Origin of the sequence: Acetobacter sp. KSO5 (assembly GCF_044094635.1) — a bacterium.
In the GTDB taxonomy this organism is placed as follows: domain Bacteria; phylum Pseudomonadota; class Alphaproteobacteria; order Acetobacterales; family Acetobacteraceae; genus Acetobacter; species Acetobacter cerevisiae.
Window position 1 is genome coordinate 2,134,610 of the sequence record NZ_CP172014.1, and the last position, 22,806, is coordinate 2,157,415.

The following is a 22,806-nucleotide window of genomic DNA, read 5'->3' on the forward strand; positions in this document are numbered from 1 at the left end:
GCCGCTGTTCGATAAGTGACCCCCATAACCCTTCATCAATCAAATTTCAGTGTCATATGGTCACCCTGAGCCCCAAAAGACGTACCATATGGCATGGAAAGATCCCGGATTTTTGCCTGGATGCGCATGTTATCATCCTCTTTTGCCAGATACGGCACGCCGCGCTTATGTGCCGACAGTCCTAAACCCAGCGTGACAGGATGAATATCTACAGCTTTCAGAGTGCCGTCTTCAAAATGACAGACTGGGAGCATGCTGTCCCAGAATCTCTGATCCGATGGGAAGCCTTTTGTATCATTCTCGCTTCGGCCTTTGTAAAGGCGATGTGGCGTCATCTCCGGCGTGTAGCGAAATGCCGTATATGAATCCATAGGCAGACGCGACACCAGTTCGTTCTGACCAATAAAATTACCCATCCCATGGAAAATAACAGATTTTTTGTAAGTCTCTATCCCGCGCAGAAGATGCGGACCATGGCAGACAACAACTGACGCGCCCGCATCGACCACTGTATGTGTAAATTCACGCAAAAAGGATGCAGGAACTTCAATGTCGGGAACTGCGTCGGCATTGTAATCGCTCTCATGCGCATGGATGCTGACCATGACCACATCAGAAACAAGCTTTGCTTCCTCAACCCATTTTACAATATCGGCAATATCCTGCTGATTTGCATGCGTTTGCATGCGCGTCTGTTCACCCGTTGTAAATTGTAATCCATCAAACGGCAGAGTGCCTTTAGGGGGATGGAAGGAAAAGCCCTGCCGGATCTTTTCGTCCAGAATGTCCTGCAGTCCGAGACGCCCGTAAATTTCCCGGATTTGCGACATTTCTTCCGGCGTGACCTGATAGGTCTTGCGGAAATGCAGGGGATTAACGCCCGGCCGACCTGCCATGAGGCCCGTCTGGGCTGCCGCCTCCTGCCCACGAGCAAAGGTAGAAGCGCAGGACAGCAGCGCTACCGTACCTGCTGGTGTTGTCGTGTAAGCGGGCCTGCGGGCTTCCTCCAGATTGACACCAATACCTGCGTAAACCATCTCCCGCTCATTCAGAGCCTGCATCATCTTCCGCAGACCCGAAATGCTATAATCCAGACTATGGTTGGTTGCTGCCGCATACAGATTGAACCCGGCATCATTCAGTTCATCCAGCACCCAGCAGGGCGCACCAAAATGCGTGCCACCATGATCCAGAGCAGGATCTCCCTCAAAATCGTTCGCAACAAATTCCAGATTGGTAAAACTGACGTCACACTCGCGGATCAGATCAAACAGTGGCGCAATATCGGTATCTTGCAGACTGTTCAGGCGGCGAAAAAGAATGGAATCACCGGTTAAAGCTAAACGCATGAGTCAGATCCTTTCTGCACGAAGTTTGAGAACGCCATCCAGAACCGTGGCCGCCGCAGCAAAATCAGTCATTTCGAGATGCTCATAGGGATTGTGGCTACCGTTTTCATTTCGCACAAACAGCATTTCTGTCGGGACATGTCGGTTGGCAAAGGTTGCGGCATCGTGGCCTGCGCCACTGGCCATGGTAATGGCTGGAATATTCAGAGACCGGCAGAGACCAAGCGCCATGCTCTGTAGTTCCGCATCCATACGGGCGGGCGCGCTTCCGGTCCGCTCGCCCAGATCGATTGTGACATTATGCCGCTTTGCAACCTCTTGCGCGACATGCTGGATGTGCTGATCCACCTCTTCCAGTAACGCGGTATCCTGCGACCTGACATCAAGCGCAAACGAGACCTTACCAGCCACAGCACTGAAGTTGGCCTGCTGCGCATCGGTGTGGCAGACCCCAAAGGTCAGGGTAAAAGCCTTGCCTTCGCTTTCCTGTGTTTCCCAGTAAGATTGCAAGGTGGTCACAAGGTCCGCCATAGCCACCACTGCATCAGCCCGAAACTGGCGAGGCGTCGCGCCTGAATGCGCATATTGCCCAAAGATGTTGCCCTGCCGGTAACGCATGCTGCCACAAATGCCGGAAACCACCCCAATAACAGCATTGTTGCTGGGCAGGACCGGCCCTTGCTCTATGTGCAACTCCAGAAAACAATCTATAGTTTCTGGCTTCAAAATATCCGTATGGGGCCATTGCGGGTTGCCACCACATTCCACCATATGTTCGGCTAATGTGCGCCCCGTATCGGAACGTCGGGCCTGCAGATCCTCTTCCGTCAGCAGATCAAAAGCCGTTCTGCTGCCAATGTAGGAAACGGGAAACCAGACGCTCTCTTCCGCACGGATCGCTATCACGGTTGCATCCCTTTCGGGAACAAAGCCTTCCTTTGCCCAGCGGCATAAAACAGACAGGCCTGCCACAACCCCCGCCGCGCCATCATAATTCCCACCTGACGGGACCGTATCCATGTGTGAGCCAGTCATGACGACAGGCTTGCTCCGGTCGCGCCCCGGCAGCGTCAGAAACAAGTTACAGGCCCAGTCGCGATGAATTTCCAGCCCATGGTCCTCAGCAATCTTGCAGAGCATTGCATGGGCTTCGTTTTCTTTTTCGCTAAAGGACGGGCGCGTCATGCCCAGGCCGTCAAAGCTCATGGCATACAGGGCATCAAACAGTTTCTGCCCAAATGCCTGATGAAAAGAGGTTACACTCATTATCCGACAAGACTCTTTGTTCTGGATGTTGAAGGAAGGAAACGCGTCAGGTGTATTGATCTGAAAGGAACGAGATAAACTTTCCAACAGAGACTTTTCTCTTGCTGCTAAAAGCCATGACACCGATTTCTCTTTTTTGAGTAAACTCGGGAATCTCGAGACACTGTATATTGTTGTATTTGTTTATTATCTGACATGAAGGAATAATGGCGACTCCAATATTCTTGGAAACCATATCAAGAATAAGGCTGATTTCTTCCGTCTCGGTAATATCATGCGGCGCCATACTGTGCATTTTCAAGAAACTGCTAATGCTACTGCCACCAAACGAGCGACTATCATACCGGATAAAGGGATTCTGGCCGAGAATGGTCTTCCATTCCTGTTTCTCAATACTTTCGTGCATCACCAGCACATAACGCTGCGTTACAAGCGGCACCCATTCCATATGAGGGATAAGGCTGAATGGCGGCTTTACCATGATCGCCATATCTATTTCTTTTGCCTCAAGTTTTTGCAAGAGGGCAAGAGAAACATCGACGCTGACCGACAGCAGGACATCGGAAAAAATTCTTAGGAATCCGGCCATGGCGGGCGCCAAAAGCGCCGTATATGCCGTAGAAATGACCCCTACCTTGATGGTGCCGCTGATTGTGTTGTCTCTAGGGATGTCACGCATGCGGTCGAACAGCACAATAATTTCGGCCGCACGGTCCACCGCAATCAGTCCGGCCTTGCTCAGATGCACCGCGCGCCCTGTTCTCTCAAACAAGGCATAGCCGAATTCCAGCTCCAGCCGCTTGATCTGCGCACTGACAGCCGATTGAGTCAAACCGACTTTTTCAGCCGTAGCCGCGAAACTTTCAAGCTGAGCCGCAACCAAGAATGTGCGCAGTTCCGTTATCATCATACAACACTTTTTTTGTGCCTCAGAGGCAAAAATTATCGATATTTTTGTTGCTCTTTTTTGTTCTATAATCGAAATTAAAGGGAATGCAAGAGATTTCGGAGAAAGGCAGGAGAACAAAAATCCCCCTTATATTAAGGGGAAGTTAAAAAACAAACATACCAAACCAAAGGTCCGATAGCCCATTTTTCCAGGAGAGAACGCAATGCCGCGCAATCTTGAAATCATGCCAGAATCTGCTTGTGGGCAAGCGCGCGCGTGCCATCCATCCATTCCAGCCAGAACGCCGGAATATTGATGCAAAAGGAAAATCAGAACGTGATTCTTTCCTCGTCCCTATCCCCAGATTCGGAGTGCATGGGATGGCGACGGATTGCGATCTGCGCAGCCACAATCACGATGTGCGTGATCTGTTACGGAGACAGGGCCGCACTTTCCGTCGCACTACCCGATATTGTGCGGGACTTTGACCTGAACCCCAGCCAGGCTGGGTGGGTTCTGTCCAGTTTCCTCTGGTCCTATTTTTTCCTTAACCTGCCCTCCTCCCTTCTGCTGGACAGACTGGGGCCGCGCCTTGTTGGGATTCTGGCTGTTGGCGTGTGGTCTGCCGCCATGGTGCAGGGCAGTCTGGCCCTGACTCTCCCGGCCTTTCTGCTCTCTCGCGTCGTGCTTGGAGCAGGAGAAGCTCCCACCTTTGCTTTGGGTGCCAAAGTCATGCGCCTATGGTCATCTCCCCGGCAGCGTGGGTTGATGATGACCCTGTTCACTAGCGGCATTTCCATCGGACTTGCATCTGGCGCCATTATTGCTGGTTACATGGTGGCGCATAATGGCTGGCGAACGGCCTTTGATGTGCTGGCTGGCGTCGGCTTTGTGTGGTGTCTGGTGTGGTACTTCCTTTATCCTGCTCAAGCGGCAAAAGGTCACGCGCCTTTGAACAGAACGCGTTTTTCCGTCGCCCCCTTTTTCGCATCCCGCTCCTTCTGGGGCGTGGTTGTTGCCCAATGTTGCGTGAACTATGCCAATTTTCTTATGATGTCGTGGCTGCCAGTCATTCTCAGACAGCGAATGAACCTCTCTGTCTTTGATGCCAGTGTCCACACCGCATATTGTTATGCGGGGGCCGTTGTTATTTCTCTGGTGGCAGGCCGAATTGGAGAGAGCCTGCACAGTTCCCATGCACACGATCCGGCCCGCAGGAAGCGTGTAGTCGCTCTATATCTGTCCATGGTAGCCACTCTTGGCGTTCTGCCATTTATCCAGTCAGTGCCATTCTCCATGGCCTGCCTTGTCCTGAGCATGGGGTTCGTTACTGCAGGTAGCGGTGCCAACATGGCATTGCTGGCAGACCTTCTGGTAGAGCAGGATGCGCTGGGCGCAGCCAATGGCCTTGTGCTGACCTTCAGCAACGGCACAGGCATTCTGGCTCCGGTCATAACCGGTTATATCCTTCAGTTCACAGGAAGTTTTGAATACGTATTCTATATGGTGGCGGCTCTGGTTCTGGTTGGAGCGGGGGCAGTCCTGACGCTTCCACGTTCATCCATAAAACTCCACGCTGTTGCAAAAGGATAATTGGTCATGCGCATCAGTTGTGCTGGAGTGGATGCTTTCCTGCTGGACATGTCTGAGGGGGCATTCCGCAACGATATACAAGGCAGAATATGGAGTTTGGAGAAACTCCTTTCTGATCGGTCTGAAATTCAGACCGTTATTCTGGGAGCCAATAATCTTCTGGTTGTGTTTGACTGCGAAAAGCATGACGCAGCAACAATACGCCCCATGCTACATGCCGCATGGGAACAAACGGTTTCAGCCCAAATCACTCCCCGGGAGCACGTCATACCTGTAACATATGGTGGAGCGGGTGGAGAGGATCTTCCCTTTGTCGCGCAAACAGCCGGCCTTTCAGAAAGCGAGGTTGTTGCCCTGCACACAGGCGCTCTCTATCGGGTGGCGATGGTTGGATACTCTCCCGGTTTTGGCTACCTGACAGGCCTGCCGCGCCAGTTATGCATTGCCCGCAGGGCCTCTCCCCGTCTTGTCGTGGAGCAAAAATCCGTCTGCCTTGGAGGTGAATTTACTGCAGTCACACCCAGCAATGGACCGTCTGGCTGGCATATTCTGGGAAAAGCTCATTGCTCTGCCCTGTTCGATGCAACGGCAGAAGATCCCTGCCTGCTAAGAGCAGGCGATATCGTCCGTTTTGCGAGCGCATGATGCTGGAAGTTCTTACCAATGCCCCGCTGAATACCGTGCAGGATCTGGGCCGCCCCAGAGCCGTATCCTTTGGAGTGTCCCGAGGGGGCGCCATGGACCGCGATGCCCTGGCTCTCGGCAATATTCTGGTTGGAAACACAGAAGACTCAGCCGGGCTGGAAATTGTGTTCTTTCCTTTCAAAATCAGATTTCGCAAGGAATGTGTTTTTGCCATTACCGGCGCGCCTGCCAAGGTCAGGCTTGATTCAGCCCCCATGCCTTCCTGTTGGAGCATGAACGCACGCGCTGGACAGACACTGATCATGGAAGCGCCAGAAAAGGGCATGCGTTCCTATCTGGCTGTTTCAGGCGGCGTGGACGTGCCCATTGTGCTTGGTGGCCGTGCTACCGACATCAAAGGGGGATTTGGCGGTTTTGAAGGGCGCGGCCTGCAAAAAGGCGATCTTCTGCCTTGCGGAACAGGGAGCCTCCTCCCCCTCCCGCCCAGCGGCATGGGTCTTTCCGCGCTACCTCTACTACCCGACAAAGACGGTGTGGAACTGCATCTGTTACCTGCTGCGGAATATTCTGAGTTTACAGAGCAGGCGCAAGCGTGCCTGGTAGAGCAACCCTGGCGCATTACCACACACGCCAACAGGGTAGGATACAGACTGGAAGGCACAATGGCCTTGCAGACCCGGCAACCGTTGAGCCTGCTGTCGCACGGCCTCCTGCCCGGAACAGTGCAGGTCCCTCCATCCGGTCAACCCATCATCCAGATGGCAGACGCCAACACATGCGGCGGATACCCCAAAATAGGAATTATTGTTGAACCGGAGCTCGGGATTCTTTCACAAATGCCACCGGGTGCCAGCATAAGTTTCCGCATGATCAATCAGGAACAGGCTCTGGCGCAGGCCAGAGCGCACCGCAAGAACCTGCGTATGCTGGCGGCACAAATTGCTGCGACAAAACCCCATATCTTAACTCAATAGTTTCAAACCTTTCTGGAGGCATAGCCATGACAAAAGCAACAATTGATATGAATGCTGATCTGGGCGAAAGCTTTGGCCACTATAGCATCGGTGATGATAGTGCGATGCTGAATATCGTCACATCTGCAAACGTGGCTTGCGGTTTTCATGGTGGTGACCCGGAAGTCATGGCTCAGACGTTCCAAATTGCTCGCGAAAAAAATGTGACCGTTGGTGCCCACCCGGGCTACCCGGACCTGTGGGGCTTTGGTCGCAGACTGATTCCCTTTTCAGCAGGGGAAACAGAACGGCTAACGGCTTACCAGATTGGCGCGGCCCAGGCCATGTCAGCCTATGCTGGCCACCCCATAACCTATGTCAAAACACATGGCGCTATGGGAAATCTGGCCGAACGCGATGCCGAAGTTGCAACAGCGGTGCTGAACGCTATTGAAGCGGTTGATCCGTCTCTGGCTCTTGTCGCTGGAGCCTTTGGAGAGCTGGAGCGGCTGGGACGTGAGCGGGGCATGACCGTTTACACGGAAATTTTTGCAGACCGCGCCTACACGGAAGAAGGGCACCTTGTCTCTCGTAAGGAGCCGGGAGCCGTGTTGCATGATGTGGATTTTGTTTCGGACCGCGTCATAAGAATGGTCAAGGCAGGCGCTATTGAAACCCGCTCAGGCAAAATGCTTCCAACCCAGATGGATACAATCTGTGTACATGGCGATAATGCAGAATCTGTTGCAATTGCCCGCACCATACGCACTCGTCTGGAAGGCGCTGGCGTAACCCTGAAGGCTTTCATATGAAAGGCCCAGCCCCATCTGGCCCGATAGACATGGAGCAACTGACGGCGCTCATGTCCTGCATGCAGCAACTTGGCGTGCGTCTGCTGGACTATACTGCCCCCGATGGCACGCATCTGGTCCTGCGCGCTCCAGAACCTTCCCAATCGGACCAGCTGGCTCTGAGCGAGGGAGCTTCTGCTACGCCATTGCCTGCACCTGATGCTGCTCCCTCCAGCCAGCTTCTGGCATCCATGCATGGCGTGTTCTACATCGCGCCCTCCCCCGGAGAAGATCCCTATGTACAACCTGGCGACGTGGTGGAGGAAGGGCAGCCCATTGGTGTTCTGGAAGCCATGAAAACACTGACGCGCCTGGAAGCTGATTACCGCTGCCGCATTCTTTCGATTCTGGTGAAAGACGCCACGCCCGTAGAGCCGGGCATGCCACTTTTTAGCGTGGAGAAACTGGATGACTAAACCCATGCGCATCCTGATCGCCAACAGGGGCGAAATCGCCTTGCGCATTACACGGGCCTGCGGCCTGATGGGACTAGAGACTATCGGCGTCTATTCCGAGGCAGATGCCGGTCTGGCTCATCTGGCATGCGTGGATACCAAGGTGTGCATTGGCCCAGCCAGTGCCGCACAAAGCTATTTGGATCAGGAGCGTATCCTCCGCGCTGCCCGGTTATGTAGCGCGGATATGGTCCACCCCGGCTATGGCTTCCTGTCTGAAAACGCTGCCTTTGCAGAAGCCGTAGAGCAAGCCGGACTCATCTTTATTGGTCCGTCTGCGCAGGTCATGCGGCTGATGGGGGACAAGATCAGCGCAAAGCAGGAAATGGTTGCTGCAGGCGTGCCCTGCCTGCCTGGTTCCGATGGCGCTCTTCCCGAAAATATGCCGGACACACAACGCATTTGCGATGCCATCGGCTATCCTTTGATCGTTAAAGCCTCTGCCGGTGGCGGTGGCCGGGGCATGCGTATTGTTGAAACATCTAAAGATGTGGCAAATGCTGTATCCAATGCCCGTCAGGAAAGCCATCTGGCATTTGGGAAACAGGATGTTTACGCAGAACGCTTTTTAAAATCCCCTCGGCATATTGAAATCCAGATTGCGGCCGATCACCACGGGAACGCGGTCTGGCTGGGTGGACGGGACTGCTCCGTGCAGAGACGGCATCAGAAGCTGGTCGAAGAAGCTCCCCCGGCGGGCATTCCCGCGCATGATCTTGCCACGCTTGGGGCCCAATGCGCAAAGGCCTGCCAGCAGATAGGTTATGTCGGCGTGGGCACTTTCGAGTTTCTGTACGAAGATGGCCAGTTCTGTTTTATTGAAATGAACACCCGCTTGCAGGTTGAGCATCCGGTAACGGAAATGACGAGTGGGATCGATATTGTGCGGGAGCAGATTGCTGTTGCGTTAGGCCACCCCCTTTCCTTTACTCAGGCTGATATTAAGTGCGCAGGACATGCCATAGAGTGCCGGATCAATGCAGAAAATCCGGATACGTTCCTGCCTCACCCCGGTAAGATTACACAATGGTGGCCTGCTGGCGGCCCCGGCGTGCGCATGGATAGCCATATTTATGAATCCTACGTCGTGCCGCCTTATTATGACTCCCTGATCGCCAAACTGATTGTGCATGGAAACACCAGAGAAGACGCCATTGAACGCATGCGTGCCGCACTGGATGAAACGCATATTGGCGGCATCAGCACCACTATTCCGTTGCAGCAGCGGGTTCTTCAGGCAGATGCATTTCTTGATGGTACGGTCACCGTTCATTCTCTTGATCAAGGACTGATGAAATGACCATACCCCGTGATGAAAATCAGCTGGTTGATATACTCACGAGCCTTGTGCCGCGCATGCGCCAACACGGCATGGTCTTTTGCGATGTACCGCTGGGACAGGCACAACTGAAGCTTGAACTGGCTCCACAAAAAAGCAGTGAAACCCTGCATTATGCAGCACCTGCAGCGGACGTCATTGTCCAGACGGTTGACGCACTCAGCCCGGAAATGGGGATATTTGCAGAAGCGGTGGTGGAGGAAGGTCTCCATGTTGCCGAGAAGACCATTTTAGGTTTTGTCGATGTCGGCCCGCTACGTCTGGCGCTGGAAGCCCCCGTTTCAGGCACTATCATGCTCTGCCTTGTACCAGTTAATTCTGTGGTTGGGTACCATCAGCCTGTCTTCCGTATCCAGCCGGATTGAACCGTATTTACCTCTCGATTTACCCCGAGATGAAGTCATACAGCGCATAAGAGGACCATCCCCGGTGGAATGTTTTATCACCCAGCCTGTGCATGAAGCAGCGATTGCGTTCCTGAACAGCCATGGCGTCAAAACGCGCTATGCTACCAAACCGGACATGCAGACCGTCATTCAGGAGATCGGCACTGCGGATGCAGTCATCACCCGGGATCTGGGGTTCGACAAGCAAGCTATTCAAGCAGCTCCGAACCTGAAGATCATCTGCTGCCACGGAGCAGGAACCAACAGGATTGATGTTGACGCAGCCTATGAACGAGGCGTTCTGGTAACCAACACTCCCGGTGCCAACAGTCAATCTGTTGCGGAACTGACGGTGGGACTCATGCTGGCAAGCGCGAGAAGAATTTGCGAAGCAGATCACGCCGTAAGGGAGGGCCGCTGGTCCTTTCGCTATGCGGCCCAAGGTCTGGAACTGCATGGTAAGACACTGGGGCTGATTGGATTTGGCGCCATAGCCCAAAAAGTAGCTACCATTGCAGGCAAGGGTCTCGGCATGCGTCTGATTTCCTGGTCTCCTAGCGTGCCCGCTGCGGTATTTGCAGAACATGGCGTGGAACAAGCCCTTTATCTGGAAGAACTTTTAGAAAATGCGGATGTGGTCTCTGTTCATCGTTCAGGCAAGCCAACAGATAATCCTCTCATTCAGGCTTCCACGCTGGCACTCATGCGGCCACATGCCATTCTCATCAACGTAGGACGCGGATTTGCCGTGGACAGTGACGATCTGGCTCATGCACTACAAGAAAAGCGCCTGCATGGTGCCGCTCTGGATGTGTTCCAGCAGGAACCACCTCCCACAGATACTCCCTTGCTCCAGGCACCATCGCTGATTCTGACCCCACATCTTGGCGGAACAACGCAGGAAGCTCTTCAGCGGTTGGCTCTGATCTGCGCTCATCAGGTGCTGGATGCTTCGTTAGGGAAAAAACCTGATCATCTGGTTCTACCGCCGGAATACCCTCAGCCTGGCGTGCGGCAATAGTCTTTATTCATGACACACTCAACTTCCGCGTTCCCTGAGGGCGGCCTTTATGGGCGAATGCGACTGTGGGCCATGACTGCCATTACACTGTCCATCCTGCTGTCCATTCTGGATTATTCATCAGCCAATATTGCGCTCCCGGTCATGGCGCAGGATCTGGGCGTCTCGCCCGCAGGGTCGATATGGATTGTGAATGCCTACCAGTTTGCGTCCCTGGTAACCCTTCTGCCCTTTTCCGCACTTGGCGGACGCATTGGCTATGCGCGTATGTGCGAAATTGGCATTATCGTCTTTCTGCTGGCCTCCATTCTGTGCGCGGTTGCCTCGTCTCTTCCGTTCATGATGTTTGCACGCGCCCTGCAAGGCCTGGGCGGAGCATGCATCATGAGCGTCAATCTGGCTCTGGTTCGTCTGGTTTATCCCACGGCAGAACTTGGCAAAGGCATTGGCCTGAATGGTCTGATGATCGGGCTCGGCGTGGCTGCCGGGCCTAGTCTGGGTGCCTTCATTCTTGCTGTTGCCAACTGGCACTGGATTTTCTGGATCAATATTCCCCTCGGGGGAATGGCATTGCTTCTCGGTATAGTGGCCTTGCCAAAGGCGCAGCATTACACTCAAACATTTAATCTCCTGCATGCCCTGCTTACGATTGCCGCCTTAGGTTGCCTTGTGATCGGATTGAATATGTGCGCGCACGGGCAGCACATCCTGCCGGGAAGCGCGCTGTTATGCGGCGGGTCCGTCCTTATCATCCTGTTATGGGGACAACAGAACAAAGTTGAGGCTCCCCTCTTCCCTGCCGATCTGCTCTCCCGCCCCGTCATGATGCAGGCAAGCTTCGTGGCAATTCTGAGCTTTATCGCCTCGAATTTTTTCCTGATCTCCATATCTTTCACATTGCAAGAAGACTTTGGGCGCTCATCCGTCGTCTCTGGCCTGCTCATAACGGCATGGCCTATTGGCGTCGTTCTCGCCTCCCCCGTCTCCGGCAGGATGGCAGACAGGTTTTCCAGCACAGTCCTGGCATCGTTCGGACTACTGATTATGGCCAGCGGTTTTGCATTTTTGTTGTCACGACCGCTTACAGCAGACAATTTCTCCATTGCTGCCTGCATCTTTCTAGCTGGCATGGGTTCGGGTGTATTCCAACCTCCCAATAATCGCATCATCATGAGTGCTGCACCCAAAGGGCGCGAAGGCGGCGCAAGCGGCGTGGTGTCCTTGTCACGTTTGTCCGGCCAAACGCTTGGAGCAACAGCTGTTGCGCTGGTGTACCGCCTGCAGACCGTTCATGCCGCACAAATCTGTCTGATCATGGCGATGGCGATAGCTTTCGTGGCGTCCATGACAAGTTTTTGCAGAATACGACAAAAATAGTCGGCTCCCTGCCCGCGCAGAAGGTAGTCCAGGCACAGCCAGAAGAAAGCGCATCCACCTATGCTACAGAGCCCCCATTCACACAGGAGGAGTCTTTTAAGAAAGCCATCAATCTGCGGTATTTTTTGATCTTAGCCTTAAAAAAGATCATTTTTCATAATAGTTTTCCTTCTTTACTATTTTACGCTTCCATGAGGAGTGTAAAATAGATGTCGGCCTTAGAAACAACACAACAACCTATTCCGCCTTTTCATCTTGCCTTCCCAGTCGATGATCTGGAAAAAGCACGGGCATTTTATGGTGACACGATGGGATGCGGCGAAGGACGCAGTTCCTCCGAATGGATCGATTTTGACTTCTTTGGTCATCAGATCGTGGCGCATATGGCTGATTGCTCACACAACAGGCTTCACCTGAGCAGTGTAGATGATCATGCCGTGCCGATTCCGCATTTTGGCGTTGTTCTGAACATGACTCAATGGGAAGATCTGGCCAAAAAGCTCAAGGCTGCAGGAACAGAATTTGTAATTGAGCCCTATATTCGCTTCAAGGGCCTCCCTGGCGAGCAGGCAACGATGTTTTTCCATGATCCTTTTGGCAATGCTATCGAAATCAAGGCATTTGCTGACCTGAAAAGTCTGTTTGCAAAATAAGAGCGGATTTTCTGCTCTCTGCTCCACTCAGCAAAAAAGGCAGGAAAATTAGTATTAAAAACTAGTTAGCCTGCCGTTCAAACTGTATTTTCATAAAAAATATCAATTCCCCTGTCATGAATAATGATCCTCGTTCTCGAGGTTTGCTTCCGAAATAACGCTCTTCACAATGGAGAGTACAACGAGGAAGCCAAAAACAATACAGAAAAATCAATTAGTTAAACACCATAACGCTCACAGCCGAGCCTTTCTCTCCGTCAAAAGCACGCACGATATTGATCATCTCTTTCTTCAAGGCACAAAAAAATAATCTCTTGGGCTCAAAAAATATCGTTTTCCGAATTTGTCCACCAATAATATTATTATTCCGAAACGATATTGTCGGGAAACGAGATCAGCCTATATACAGAGAGATATTCATACTCATCTGTGGGCAAGATCAGCTTCCCTAAAACATTGCTATCGTAACGGTTTATCCAGTTCTCACCTTTCGTCGAGCTGGACCAGGTTCTCGGTTGTTTCCCGTCGCAGTTACGCGGTGTCTTGTTTAGCCATGGAGTATGTTTGATGCGACAAAAGGCCCTCCCAATCGATAAAAAATTGTGGATCAACGCCGTGGCGTTCATCACAGTTTTTTCAACACAGTGCGCTACGGCCGCAACCACGGCAGGCAACATCAAGAAAAATACCTATCATAACAAGACAGTTGCAAAAAATTCAGCCTCCTCATCTCTTGCAAAATCAGCGGCAAAACCGGCATCTGTCACGACAGGCAAGGCGTCCTCACATCGCAGCGTGAACAGTCGCTCCAGCGAAGAGGTGATGGTGGCCGCCACTCGTTTCATCGGAAGGTCGGCAACCTCCCCCTCCACCCCCCTGCATAGCACAACACCGGTTACCGTCATCAGCGGCACGGCGCTGGCCGAAACCGGGCAGAGCAACGTCATGCAGGCGCTGGCGCAGCTTTCGCCAGCCATTACATCCCCTGCCGTGCCGGGGATCGGCGGGAATGCCTTTACGCAGACAATGCAGCTTCGCGGCCTTTCCGCCGACCAGACTCTCATTCTTATCAACGGCCACCGTCGGCATATCGGAGCAAACTTCAACGCAAATGCTGGCCCGAACTGGGGCACGGAACCGGCTGACATCGGCCTTATCCCGATGAGTGCCATTGATCATGTTGAGGTCATTACCGAAGGCGCGACTGCCCTGTATGGGCAGGATGCTCTGGCAGGCGCGGTCAATATTGTTCTCAAATCAGACCGCCACGGAGGATCTGTCAATTTCAAGAACAGCGGCTTTTATGGTGGAGACGGACAAAGCATTGATGGCACGGCAAATATGGCGTTTGCCCTGGGCCATCGGGGAGGATATCTGGACCTTGCCGCCCAGATTGTCCACCAGTTGCCTGCATTCCGCAACGGTGATTACAAGAACACCAGCCGTTACCCGAACGACATGTACTACGCTCTGCCAGATGGCAGCACAGACCCACGCTCCAACCGCAGTCGCGACGTACAACGCTCGAACGGCTTGCCAAAGAAGACTACAGAAACCCTGTCTGCCAACATGAGTGTTCCGATCACAGACAGAATCAATGTCTATTCCACGTCCACCTATGGCCACCGTAATGTCAGCGTAGGACAGGCATACCGCTCCGCAGCAGATGACCTGACGGTAACGGCCCTGTGGCCGAATGGCATGCAGCCTTACTATCTGATGGAACAAAATGACCTCGAAGTTGATAACGGCTTCAAGGGGCATAATCTTGGCTTTGCCTGGGATACTTACGTCAACTACGGAAAGGACATGCAGTCCTACGACCTGAAGGATACGGACAATGCTTCCTACGGCACGGCAAGCCAGACACGCTTTCATACCGGCTCCGCCACATCAAGCGAATTGACTGCGGGTTTCAAGGCTTCACGCAATATCAATGTCGGCTTCCTGCCCAAGCCAGTTGGGCTGGAATTCGGCGCAGAATACCGGCGCGATACCTTCGGACTTGGCGCGGGTGAATACGCCTCTTACGCCGCTGGAGACGTGCCCATCCTGACAGGTCCCGACGCAGGAAAAACCGCGGCGCCTGGTGCTGCAACCCATGCCGGCAACCCCGCCTATGTTGCCGGAAAATACACACGCGACGTTTTTGACGGACACGTCAATTTGGACTTTTACGTCACGCCCAAATGGGAGTGGACGTTTGGCGGCCGCACGGTTGCGTATCACAACTATCCTGTTGTCTCGACCGGCTCTGTTGGAACGCGCTACAACTTCAATAAGCGGTGGGCTATCCGCGCCAATATCAACACTGGCTTCCGGCCACCAACCCTTGGCCAGACCTATTATTACTACAATTCTCCACAGGCGACCTATTCCACACTGTCCCTGCCCAATAACAGCGGAGCCGCGCAAGGGCTGGGTGCGGGCAAGCTCAAGGGAGAATATTCTCGCAGCTACACCATCGGGATTGATGCAACGCCTCTGGATGACTGGCACGTAACGGGTAATCTGTACTACATTGCCATCAATGACCGTCTTGCCAGCACAACCACGCTGGGCGGCAACTTTGTTGCCCAAACGCTGGCAGCCTATGGCATGGGCAACGCCACTTACGCTTCCTATTATACAAACCCCGTCAACACCAACACATGGGGCGGTGACCTTTCGACAGATTATACACTCAAAACCAAGCTGTATGGTGCATTCCGGTTTGCCTTCAGCGTCAACTTCTCAGACAACGAAGTCCGCAGCTTTAACAAGACCCCTTCTGTTCTCCAGTCCAACGGATTATCTTCCTACAATGCCTATGCTATAGCAGAACTGATTCATTCCAGCCCCAAAAACAGGGAGACCCTGAGCGTAAACTGGACTAAAGGGAAATGGTCTGTGTCGGTTGAGGAAATGCGTTATGGTTCCAGCGTCTTTATTGCTGCCCCCAATCTGCCCACCAGTCTCTGGACCGACATCCAGCCCTCCTTTATAACGAACCTGGAAGTTGGCTATAAGATTACGCCCAAATGGCGCGTTGCGGTTGGGGCCGATAACCTTGGCAACAAATATCCAAGCCGGGTCAAGGCTGCCGCTGCCGCATCGAACAATAACCTGTTCAAATACCCCACCTCTTCTCCATATGGATATTTTGGTGGCATGTATTACGTGAATACATCACTTAATTTTTAAAACACATACCATATTACACTTAACTACCGGTGGCAGGATTTTCCTCCACCGGTTTTCTTATTCACCTGCGCCTCATTGCCAGAACAAGACGGTGTGTGTGAACTCTGTAGCCAAGAAAAGAATTACCAAAGATCTATCGTAGAGGAGTACGATCCGCCGCCACTCCTTGAGCTGTGCGGACATAATTCCGGTGCAGCTACAATGTTTGCATTACCACTTGTCGCAGCAATACGGACTTTGGTTCATTGATATAAAGAACGCAGCGGAGAAACACGTCCGCACATTTTGCGTTACGTGAATTACTTTTTCACTCTCAGCATTATACTAAGACTCATTTTCTCAATCCATACTGATTTAGATTCAATCTTGTATACAAATAATAAGTCCAACCTCACAAATAAACCACAACGGCAGCGTTATTAAACTCCCATATCCCTGTCATAACACCGAAACGACATTAAGTATTTTTTACACCCCTCCCATTTCTTTATCGCATCGTTTTCCTTGACGATTTCATATCCATATCGCATCAATCGGATATAGCGATTCCGTTTCGGTGTTTATCTATATGCTCGATAAATCTAATCTAGATCTACAACATCTTCGGTCTTTTCTGGCTGTTGCGGAGACGCTTCACTTTACATCTGCGGCCCATCGCCGGGGGGTTAGCCAGTCGACCATAAGCCTGCACATCAGCCGGCTGGAAGAAGCGCTTGGCATCTCTCTTCTTTCGCGCTCAACCAAAGTGGTCGAACTCACCAGTTCGGGTCATGCTCTCATCCGTCTGGCACAAGATGCCCTTCAGTCTCATGACAGAATTTTCCAGCTTTCAGAAAAACTCGAAACACAGACACAAATAAGACTGGGGTTAACAGAAGATCTTATTCTTTCAGATCTCCCTTTATTGCTAAGAAATTTTAGAAAACAGAACAACAAAACTCAGGTCAGTCTCATTACGGGGTTAAGCCACCAATTACGCGATCGCCTTGCAACTGGGGACATTGACCTCATGTTTGGGATGCAAGCCCCACACGAAACGCATGGCACCTTGCTCTGGCAGGAAACTCTGAAATGGTACATGCATCCCGAAGAAACCCTCGATAAGGAAAAATCCATACCTCTTGTGGTTTTTCCAGAAGGAAGTGTTACGCGCCGCATAGCACTCGAAACCCTTAATCGACACAAAATCCGTTGGCATATTGCATTTTGTAGCGACAGCCTCAGTGCTCTGCTTGGAGCCGTCAAAGCAGGTTATGGCTGCACACTGCAACCCGGCTTTCTCCAGCGGAGTGCCCTTGCCTCTCCCATCGTTATGCCAGACTTACCAGAAGCACTGCCTGTTGGTTTCGTCGCACTGAACAACAAACAAGAGTTCAGTTCCCTTGAAAATATGCTGATCCAGGCAACGAAAGATGCCTTTCCAGGCTGAGATCAGCACAGACAAACAGGCCCGCCATGATCCTGCTCAAGAAAATCCTCCGCCCGTTTTGTTTTGGCTTACCCCTCTTTGGTGTTGTTCTTCAGACGGAAGCCCCCTCTTCCGCTTTTGCTGAAAACGACGCTACACCAGCCCCTAACGTCGTTGTACACGGAAAAAATTCGGATTATGGACAGGCACGCAGCATGACGGATCCTTCCGTGCCTGCGTATGTCCCGTCCATCAACACACCGGGCGGTATACCATCCGCACCATCTGCCAATAGTGCTCACTCAACTGCGCCGCAGCCCTACCTCTTTTCCATGCACACCCAGCCGGTCATGTCTGCCGGAAAATATTTAGCCAAAAATGGTGTTTATATTACAGGCTGGAATGTTTCCGAATATTCCGGTGTTCCTGCTGGGGGCATAAAACACGGCTCATTTTTCAATAATTTTGCAGGGATTGGGCTGGATCTGGATATGCAGCGCATTGCACATATCCCAGGCGCAAAAATCCATTTCCTGGCAGATGATGTTGCCGGTCAGGGGCGCGCAGGCGGTGCGACCGGTTCCAGTTGGGGATTTGTTTCCTATTACGGAAATCACAATGGTTTTCAGGTGAGAGAATTTACGTGGGATCAGGCTCTTTTTAACAACCGTCTCTTTATTCTGGCAGGCCGTTCCATGCCTAAAGGTGGCGAGTTTGACGGGTCTGAACTCTACTGCATGTTCCCGTCTTTCCTCTGCTCTGTGCCAACCACCCTCACGGTTAACGGCTCCATGCCGTCCTTTGTCACATCCTCTTGGGGCGCACGTTTCCTGTATAAACCCACGGAAAAAACCTACATCAAGACAGGAATATGGGAAGCCGAGCCCTGGCTGAAAGCCAGCAACCATAATAGCTGGCCCGGCCCGGACTGGGGTTTTGATAAAGCTGAGGGCGAATATATCCCGACTGAGGCCGGCTACCGCACAAACTTCACCAATGATCTCTATCCCCGCGCTTATGATCTCGGGTTTGTTTACGATACCGCCAGTTATTCTGACCCTCTCTACAATAACCATGGCCAGTCCCGCCCTCTTTATGGAGGAACGGCCATGAACCGTCGCGGTCGCACGCAGCTCTACCTTCAGGGGCAGCAGATGATCTGGAAACCTGATGAACATGGAACCCGAGGTCTGATCCTGTTTGGCGCAGCCAATCTCATGACATCAGGGAATGCCGCCATCAAAGATGGTTTCGTCGCGGGTCTGTTTGACTGGGGGCCATTTGCCAGCCGCCCTCGTGATTATTTTGGTCTGGTTGGTCAAAGCTTTATCTGGGACCACCGATTTGTTGAAGGCATGAACGATACTCTCGCCGCGCATGGTCACCATGCCAGATGGGCAAAACAGGAAACCATGGTGGAAGTGAACTATGGTCTGAACATTGCCCCTGGCGTTATGTGCACGCCCTATTTTGAATATATCTGGAACCCGGATCAGTTGGGACGCAAGACCATTCTGCCCAACCTGAACACTGCGGTACAGGCAGGCATCATGATCAACGTGCAGTTCAGTCCGGCCTTTGGCCTCCCCACCCTGCATCGCACACGTAACTAGCCCGCAATGACCGAGCTACGCGGCAATTTCCACAAAGGATACAGAAGATGATCGCAGCAAAATGGCGCCAGATGATAGCCGGTCTGATCTGCATGGGAGCCATTTCCTCCCCGCAATATGTGTGGACCCTGTTTACGCCCATTCTGAAAACAGATTTTAGCGCCAGCGCCGCAGCCTTGCAGGTTACTTTCTCACTGCTGATTGTACTGCAAACCCTGTTTTCGCCCATCCAGGGCTGGATTGCGCGCCATGTCCTGCCGCGGAACCTTATTATTGCGGGCATTGTTCTGACCGGCTTCAGCTGGGTTGCCTCAGCGCAGGTCCATTCTCTCACCATGCTCTACCTGACCTACGGTGGCCTGGGAGGCATTGGTACGGGTATTGTCTATGTGGGCGTCGTCTCGCTCCTCATGCAGTGGTTTCCTAAAAACCGCGGTATGGCAGCCGGGGCTGCTGCGGCAGGCTATGGCATGGGGGCCATGCTCACCACATTTCCCATCTCTCACCTGCTGGCTGCCTCTGACTGGCGGAATACCATGACGGTGTTTGGCATCATCATGGCCGTCGTAGGCGTTGTCGCAGCCTGTTTCCTGAAAACACCGGAAAATGACGTCACAGCCGATCCTTCTTCGGCAAGCACGGGATATCTGACCTCTGATGTCGTAAAAACCCCACTCTTCTGGCTAATGTTTTTTATGATGGCGACCATGGCGACATCAGGTCTGATGGTCACCTCTCAACTCGCCCAGATTGCTACAGATTTTGGCGTAGCACACCTTACTATTCTGGGCATGGCCGCCCTCCCGCTGGCCATGACGCTTGACCGTATTGCGAATGGTGTCACACGCCCGTTGTTTGGCTGGGTTTCCGATCATCTGGGGCGTGAGCAGACTATGGCTTTCGCGTTCTCTCTTGAAGCAGTGGCCCTGACATGCTGGCTCGCTCTGGCCAATCACCCTGTCGCTTTTGTGCTGCTTTCCGGCATCGTTTTCCTCGGCTGGGGCGAAATTTTCTCGCTTTTCCCCGCGACACTCACGGATACGTTCGGCACACGTGATGCCTCCCGTAATTACGGACTGCTCTATATGGCACAAGGCGTAGGAGCTGTCTTTGGCGGCCCACTGGCCGCGTGGCTGCATCAGGCCAGTGGCAACTGGCACCCGGTCTTTGCACTGGCCATTGGGGGTGATCTGCTGACAGCCATTCTGGCTCTTGCCGTTCTGCGCCCCATGCGCCGCCGTTTTATGCAGCGTGCATCCTGATGCGTAAAATCGACCCGTTTCTGACAGCCCTTATTTGCGCCGTTCTTCTGGCAACAGTCTTTCCCTGTAAAGGAAATGCCACTCTCATTCTGGAATATGTGACCGATGCCTGCATCATGGTCATGTTCTTCATGCAAGGTATCAAGCTTGAACGGCGCGCCATTCTGGAAAACATGCGGAACTGGAAATTGCAGGGGCTGGTGCTGGCATGCACCTTCCTGCTTTTCCCCCTGTTGGGGGTAGCACTTCATGCTTTGGCACCGGGGCTTCTGGACAGCAATACATGGCTGGGTGTGCTGTTTCTGTGCTGCCTGCCCTCTACGGTTCAGTCCTCTATAGCCTTGACGTCCCTTGCCAACGGGAATGTCGCAGCCTCCATCTGCGCGGCAACTCTCTCCAACATTGCAGGCATCTTCATCACACCTGTTCTTGTTTCGGTGGTTCTGCATACGCAGGGCGTGTGGTCTGCCCAGGCCATAACTGATATTGCCGTGCAACTTCTGCTTCCTTTTGTGGCGGGCCAACTCCTGCAACCCGTTTTGCACAAATGGGCACACCGCAACAAAAAGATCATTTCCATAACAGACCGCTCTTCTATCCTGCTTGTCGTGTATACAGCGTTCAGTCATGCCGTGGTGGAAGGCATCTGGTCTCAACTAGATTTGCAGAGCATTATCTCTCTGGTGGCCATAGATGTCGGAATCTTGCTGCTTGTATTGCTGATCACACAGCTTCTGGGAAAAGCCTGCGGTTTTCCTTCCCGCGATGAAGTCTCCCTCATTCTGTGCGGCTCCAAAAAATCACTTGCCTCGGGCGTGCCTATGGCAAACGTCCTGTTCCCTGCCTCTATCGCAGGTTTCATTATTCTACCGCTGATCCTGTATCATCAGATTCAGCTCTTTCTCTGCACACTCATTGCGCGCCATTATCACACCAAACATTCTTCGGACGTCTAATGCTGCATACATTTCATGCTACGCGCGGAATGGTGACCTCCCCGCATCATCTCGCAAGTCAGGCTGGTCTTGATATTCTGAAAAAGGGCGGCACAGCGCTGGAGGCCGTGGTAGCGACGGCGGCCACTCTTTCCGCCGTCTATCCGCATATGACAGGACTTGGCGGGGATGCTTTCTGGCTGATTTCCTATCTGGATGGCCGCACCTGCGTTATCGATGCCTGTGGCGCTGCGGCTGCCAAAGCCAGCCTCGCTCTTTATCAGGACGCTGGGCATACTGAAATTCCATGGCGCGGAGGCCTTGCCGCCAACAGTATGGCTGGTACTGTTTCCGGCTGGCAGGAAGCCCTGCGTCAGAGTGCGACCCTCAAGCCTGGTCTTTCTTTATCAGAACTGCTCAAGGACGCCATTTACTACGCTGACGCAGGTTATGCTGTTTCAGACAGTGAAGCCGCACTTCTCCGTGAAAAGAAAGCCGAACTGGCTCACAATCAGGCTTTCATGGCTGCGTATGCTGGAAGAGGCGGCCTCGTTAGTGAGGGAGAAATCCGGCGAAACCCGGCATTAGCTCAGACTTTGCAGCATCTGGCCGAAGATGGGCTGAACAGCTTTTATACTGGACGCACCGCGCAGGCCCTCGCGCATGACCTCCAGCAGGCAGGAAGTCCTCTGAGCGCTGAAGACTTTGCAAGCTACAAAGCGACGCTTACGGCGCCATTGCAAACCGACATTCACGGGGTAAAACTTTACAATACACCGCCCCCGACACAAGGTGTTGCGTCGCTCGCTATTCTCAAACTGTTCGACCAGCTTCCTGCACTGGAAGCTGAAGGTTTTTCCCATATTCATGGACTGGTTGAAGCGACCAAAAAGGCTTTCCTTTTCCGGAACGCGCACGTAGGTGACCCTGCCTACATGACGGCGTGTGCTCAGAGCTTCCTCAATGATACAGCGGAAATTAAAAATCTTGCAGACAGTATCGACATGACACGCGCCATGCCCTGGCCCGCCCCATCCCAGCAAGGAGACACCACATGGATGGGGGCGATTGATTCAAATGGCGTTACTGTCAGCATGATCCAAAGTCTTTATTTTGAGTTTGGCTCTGGCGTTTTCCTGCCAGAAACAGGGCTAATCTGGCAAAATCGCGGCTCATCCTTCCGTCTGGCAGACGAGGGCTGGAATACGCTCAAACCCGGACGGAAACCATTCCATACCCTTAACCCCGCCATGGCCCGCTTCGATGATGGGCGGACCATGGTTTACGGCACAATGGGGGGAGAAGGCCAACCACAAACACAGGCGGCCATTTTTACGCGTTATGCTCGCTATGGTATTCCGCTCCAGCAGGCTGTTACTGCACCACGATGGCTGCTGGGCCGCACATGGGGAGCAGAAAGCGTCTCCCTCAAAATGGAAAGCAATTTTTCTGAGCCCCTCATACAACAGTTGAGGCAGGCAGGACATGACGTGGAACTTGTCCCGCCCTTCTCCTCAATGATGGGACATGCCGGGGCTCTCGTCCGTCATGGCAACGGTATGATAGAAGGAGCCGCAGACCCCAGAAGCGATGGTTGTGTTGCTGCATTTTGATTATGATTTCTGAAA

General features: G+C 52.8%; 19 protein-coding genes. 16 read left to right on the forward strand and 3 right to left on the reverse strand.

Going from position 1 to position 22,806, the window contains the following annotated elements; translation table 11 throughout:
- Nucleotides 1-35 precede the first annotated feature (35 nt).
- Genes ACHQGU_RS09600 through ACHQGU_RS09610 form a run of 3 tightly spaced genes read right to left on the reverse strand, consistent with a single transcriptional unit; the run spans nt 36 to nt 3,525 of the window.
- A complete protein-coding gene (locus ACHQGU_RS09600; protein ID WP_395494883.1) occupies nt 36-1,349 on the reverse strand; it encodes a CapA family protein in 1,314 nt (437 codons plus the stop codon).
- Between the two features lie 3 nt (nt 1,350-1,352).
- Nucleotides 1,353-2,615, reverse strand: a complete 1,263-nt coding sequence (locus ACHQGU_RS09605) for a Zn-dependent hydrolase (protein WP_395494884.1) — start codon at nt 2,613-2,615, stop codon at nt 1,353-1,355.
- Between the two features lie 46 nt (nt 2,616-2,661).
- Nucleotides 2,662-3,525, reverse strand: a complete 864-nt coding sequence (locus ACHQGU_RS09610; protein ID WP_395494885.1) for a LysR family transcriptional regulator — start codon at nt 3,523-3,525, stop codon at nt 2,662-2,664.
- Between the two features lie 315 nt (nt 3,526-3,840).
- Here ACHQGU_RS09610 and ACHQGU_RS09615 point away from each other — a divergent pair, with 315 nt between their 5' ends.
- The 16 genes from ACHQGU_RS09615 (at nt 3,841) to ACHQGU_RS09690 (ending at nt 22,791) form a co-directional block, all read left to right on the forward strand.
- Entirely contained in the window at nt 3,841-5,097 is a 1,257-nt protein-coding gene (locus ACHQGU_RS09615) for an MFS transporter (protein WP_395494886.1), read from the forward strand.
- Between the two features lie 48 nt (nt 5,098-5,145).
- On the forward strand, nt 5,146-5,742 hold the full coding sequence (gene pxpB, locus ACHQGU_RS09620; protein ID WP_395496417.1) for a 5-oxoprolinase subunit PxpB: 597 nt from the start codon (nt 5,146-5,148) through the stop codon (nt 5,740-5,742).
- Nucleotides 5,739-6,716: a biotin-dependent carboxyltransferase family protein gene (locus tag ACHQGU_RS09625; RefSeq protein ID WP_395494887.1), complete on the forward strand. Its 978-nt coding sequence runs from the start codon at nt 5,739-5,741 to the stop codon at nt 6,714-6,716. The genes pxpB and ACHQGU_RS09625 overlap by 4 nt, the downstream gene beginning before the upstream one ends.
- A 26-nt stretch (nt 6,717-6,742) precedes the next feature.
- Nucleotides 6,743-7,507, forward strand: a complete 765-nt coding sequence (locus ACHQGU_RS09630; RefSeq protein WP_395494888.1) for a LamB/YcsF family protein — start codon at nt 6,743-6,745, stop codon at nt 7,505-7,507.
- Entirely contained in the window at nt 7,504-7,962 is a 459-nt protein-coding gene (locus ACHQGU_RS09635) for an acetyl-CoA carboxylase biotin carboxyl carrier protein (RefSeq protein ID WP_395494889.1), read from the forward strand. The genes ACHQGU_RS09630 and ACHQGU_RS09635 overlap by 4 nt, the downstream gene beginning before the upstream one ends.
- Nucleotides 7,955-9,301, forward strand: a complete 1,347-nt coding sequence (accC, locus tag ACHQGU_RS09640) for an acetyl-CoA carboxylase biotin carboxylase subunit (RefSeq protein WP_395494890.1) — start codon at nt 7,955-7,957, stop codon at nt 9,299-9,301. Before ACHQGU_RS09635 ends, accC begins: the two co-directional genes overlap by 8 nt.
- Nucleotides 9,298-9,705: a hypothetical protein gene (locus ACHQGU_RS09645; RefSeq protein ID WP_395494891.1), complete on the forward strand. Its 408-nt coding sequence runs from the start codon at nt 9,298-9,300 to the stop codon at nt 9,703-9,705. Before accC ends, ACHQGU_RS09645 begins: the two co-directional genes overlap by 4 nt.
- 64 nt (nt 9,706-9,769) lie before the next feature.
- Entirely contained in the window at nt 9,770-10,747 is a 978-nt protein-coding gene (locus ACHQGU_RS09650) for a hydroxyacid dehydrogenase (protein WP_395494892.1), read from the forward strand.
- A 72-nt stretch (nt 10,748-10,819) separates the two neighbouring features.
- Nucleotides 10,820-12,124, forward strand: a complete 1,305-nt coding sequence (locus ACHQGU_RS09655; RefSeq protein WP_253550678.1) for an MFS transporter — start codon at nt 10,820-10,822, stop codon at nt 12,122-12,124.
- A gap of 209 nt (nt 12,125-12,333) precedes the next feature.
- Nucleotides 12,334-12,777, forward strand: coding sequence for a VOC family protein (locus ACHQGU_RS09660; RefSeq protein ID WP_395494893.1), 444 nt, complete (start codon nt 12,334-12,336; stop codon nt 12,775-12,777).
- Between the two features lie 615 nt (nt 12,778-13,392).
- Nucleotides 13,393-15,960 (forward strand): TonB-dependent receptor plug domain-containing protein, encoded by a 2,568-nt coding sequence (locus ACHQGU_RS09665; RefSeq protein WP_395494894.1) that lies wholly within the window; start codon nt 13,393-13,395, stop codon nt 15,958-15,960.
- A gap of 568 nt (nt 15,961-16,528) precedes the next feature.
- A complete protein-coding gene (locus tag ACHQGU_RS09670) occupies nt 16,529-17,389 on the forward strand; it encodes a LysR family transcriptional regulator (RefSeq protein ID WP_062274457.1) in 861 nt (286 codons plus the stop codon).
- 194 nt (nt 17,390-17,583) lie between these two features.
- Nucleotides 17,584-18,981 carry a carbohydrate porin gene (locus tag ACHQGU_RS09675; protein WP_395494895.1) on the forward strand — a complete coding sequence of 466 codons (1,398 nt, stop codon included), beginning with the start codon at nt 17,584-17,586 and terminating at the stop codon, nt 18,979-18,981.
- A 47-nt stretch (nt 18,982-19,028) separates the two neighbouring features.
- Nucleotides 19,029-20,243 (forward strand): oxalate/formate MFS antiporter, encoded by a 1,215-nt coding sequence (gene oxlT, locus ACHQGU_RS09680; RefSeq protein ID WP_395494896.1) that lies wholly within the window; start codon nt 19,029-19,031, stop codon nt 20,241-20,243.
- Complete coding sequence (locus ACHQGU_RS09685; protein WP_395494897.1) at nt 20,243-21,199, forward strand: bile acid:sodium symporter family protein; 957 nt, start codon at nt 20,243-20,245, stop codon at nt 21,197-21,199. The genes oxlT and ACHQGU_RS09685 overlap by 1 nt, the downstream gene beginning before the upstream one ends.
- Nucleotides 21,199-22,791 carry a gamma-glutamyltransferase family protein gene (locus tag ACHQGU_RS09690; protein ID WP_395494898.1) on the forward strand — a complete coding sequence of 531 codons (1,593 nt, stop codon included), beginning with the start codon at nt 21,199-21,201 and terminating at the stop codon, nt 22,789-22,791. Before ACHQGU_RS09685 ends, ACHQGU_RS09690 begins: the two co-directional genes overlap by 1 nt.
- The last annotated feature ends 15 nt before the right edge of the window (nt 22,792-22,806 follow it).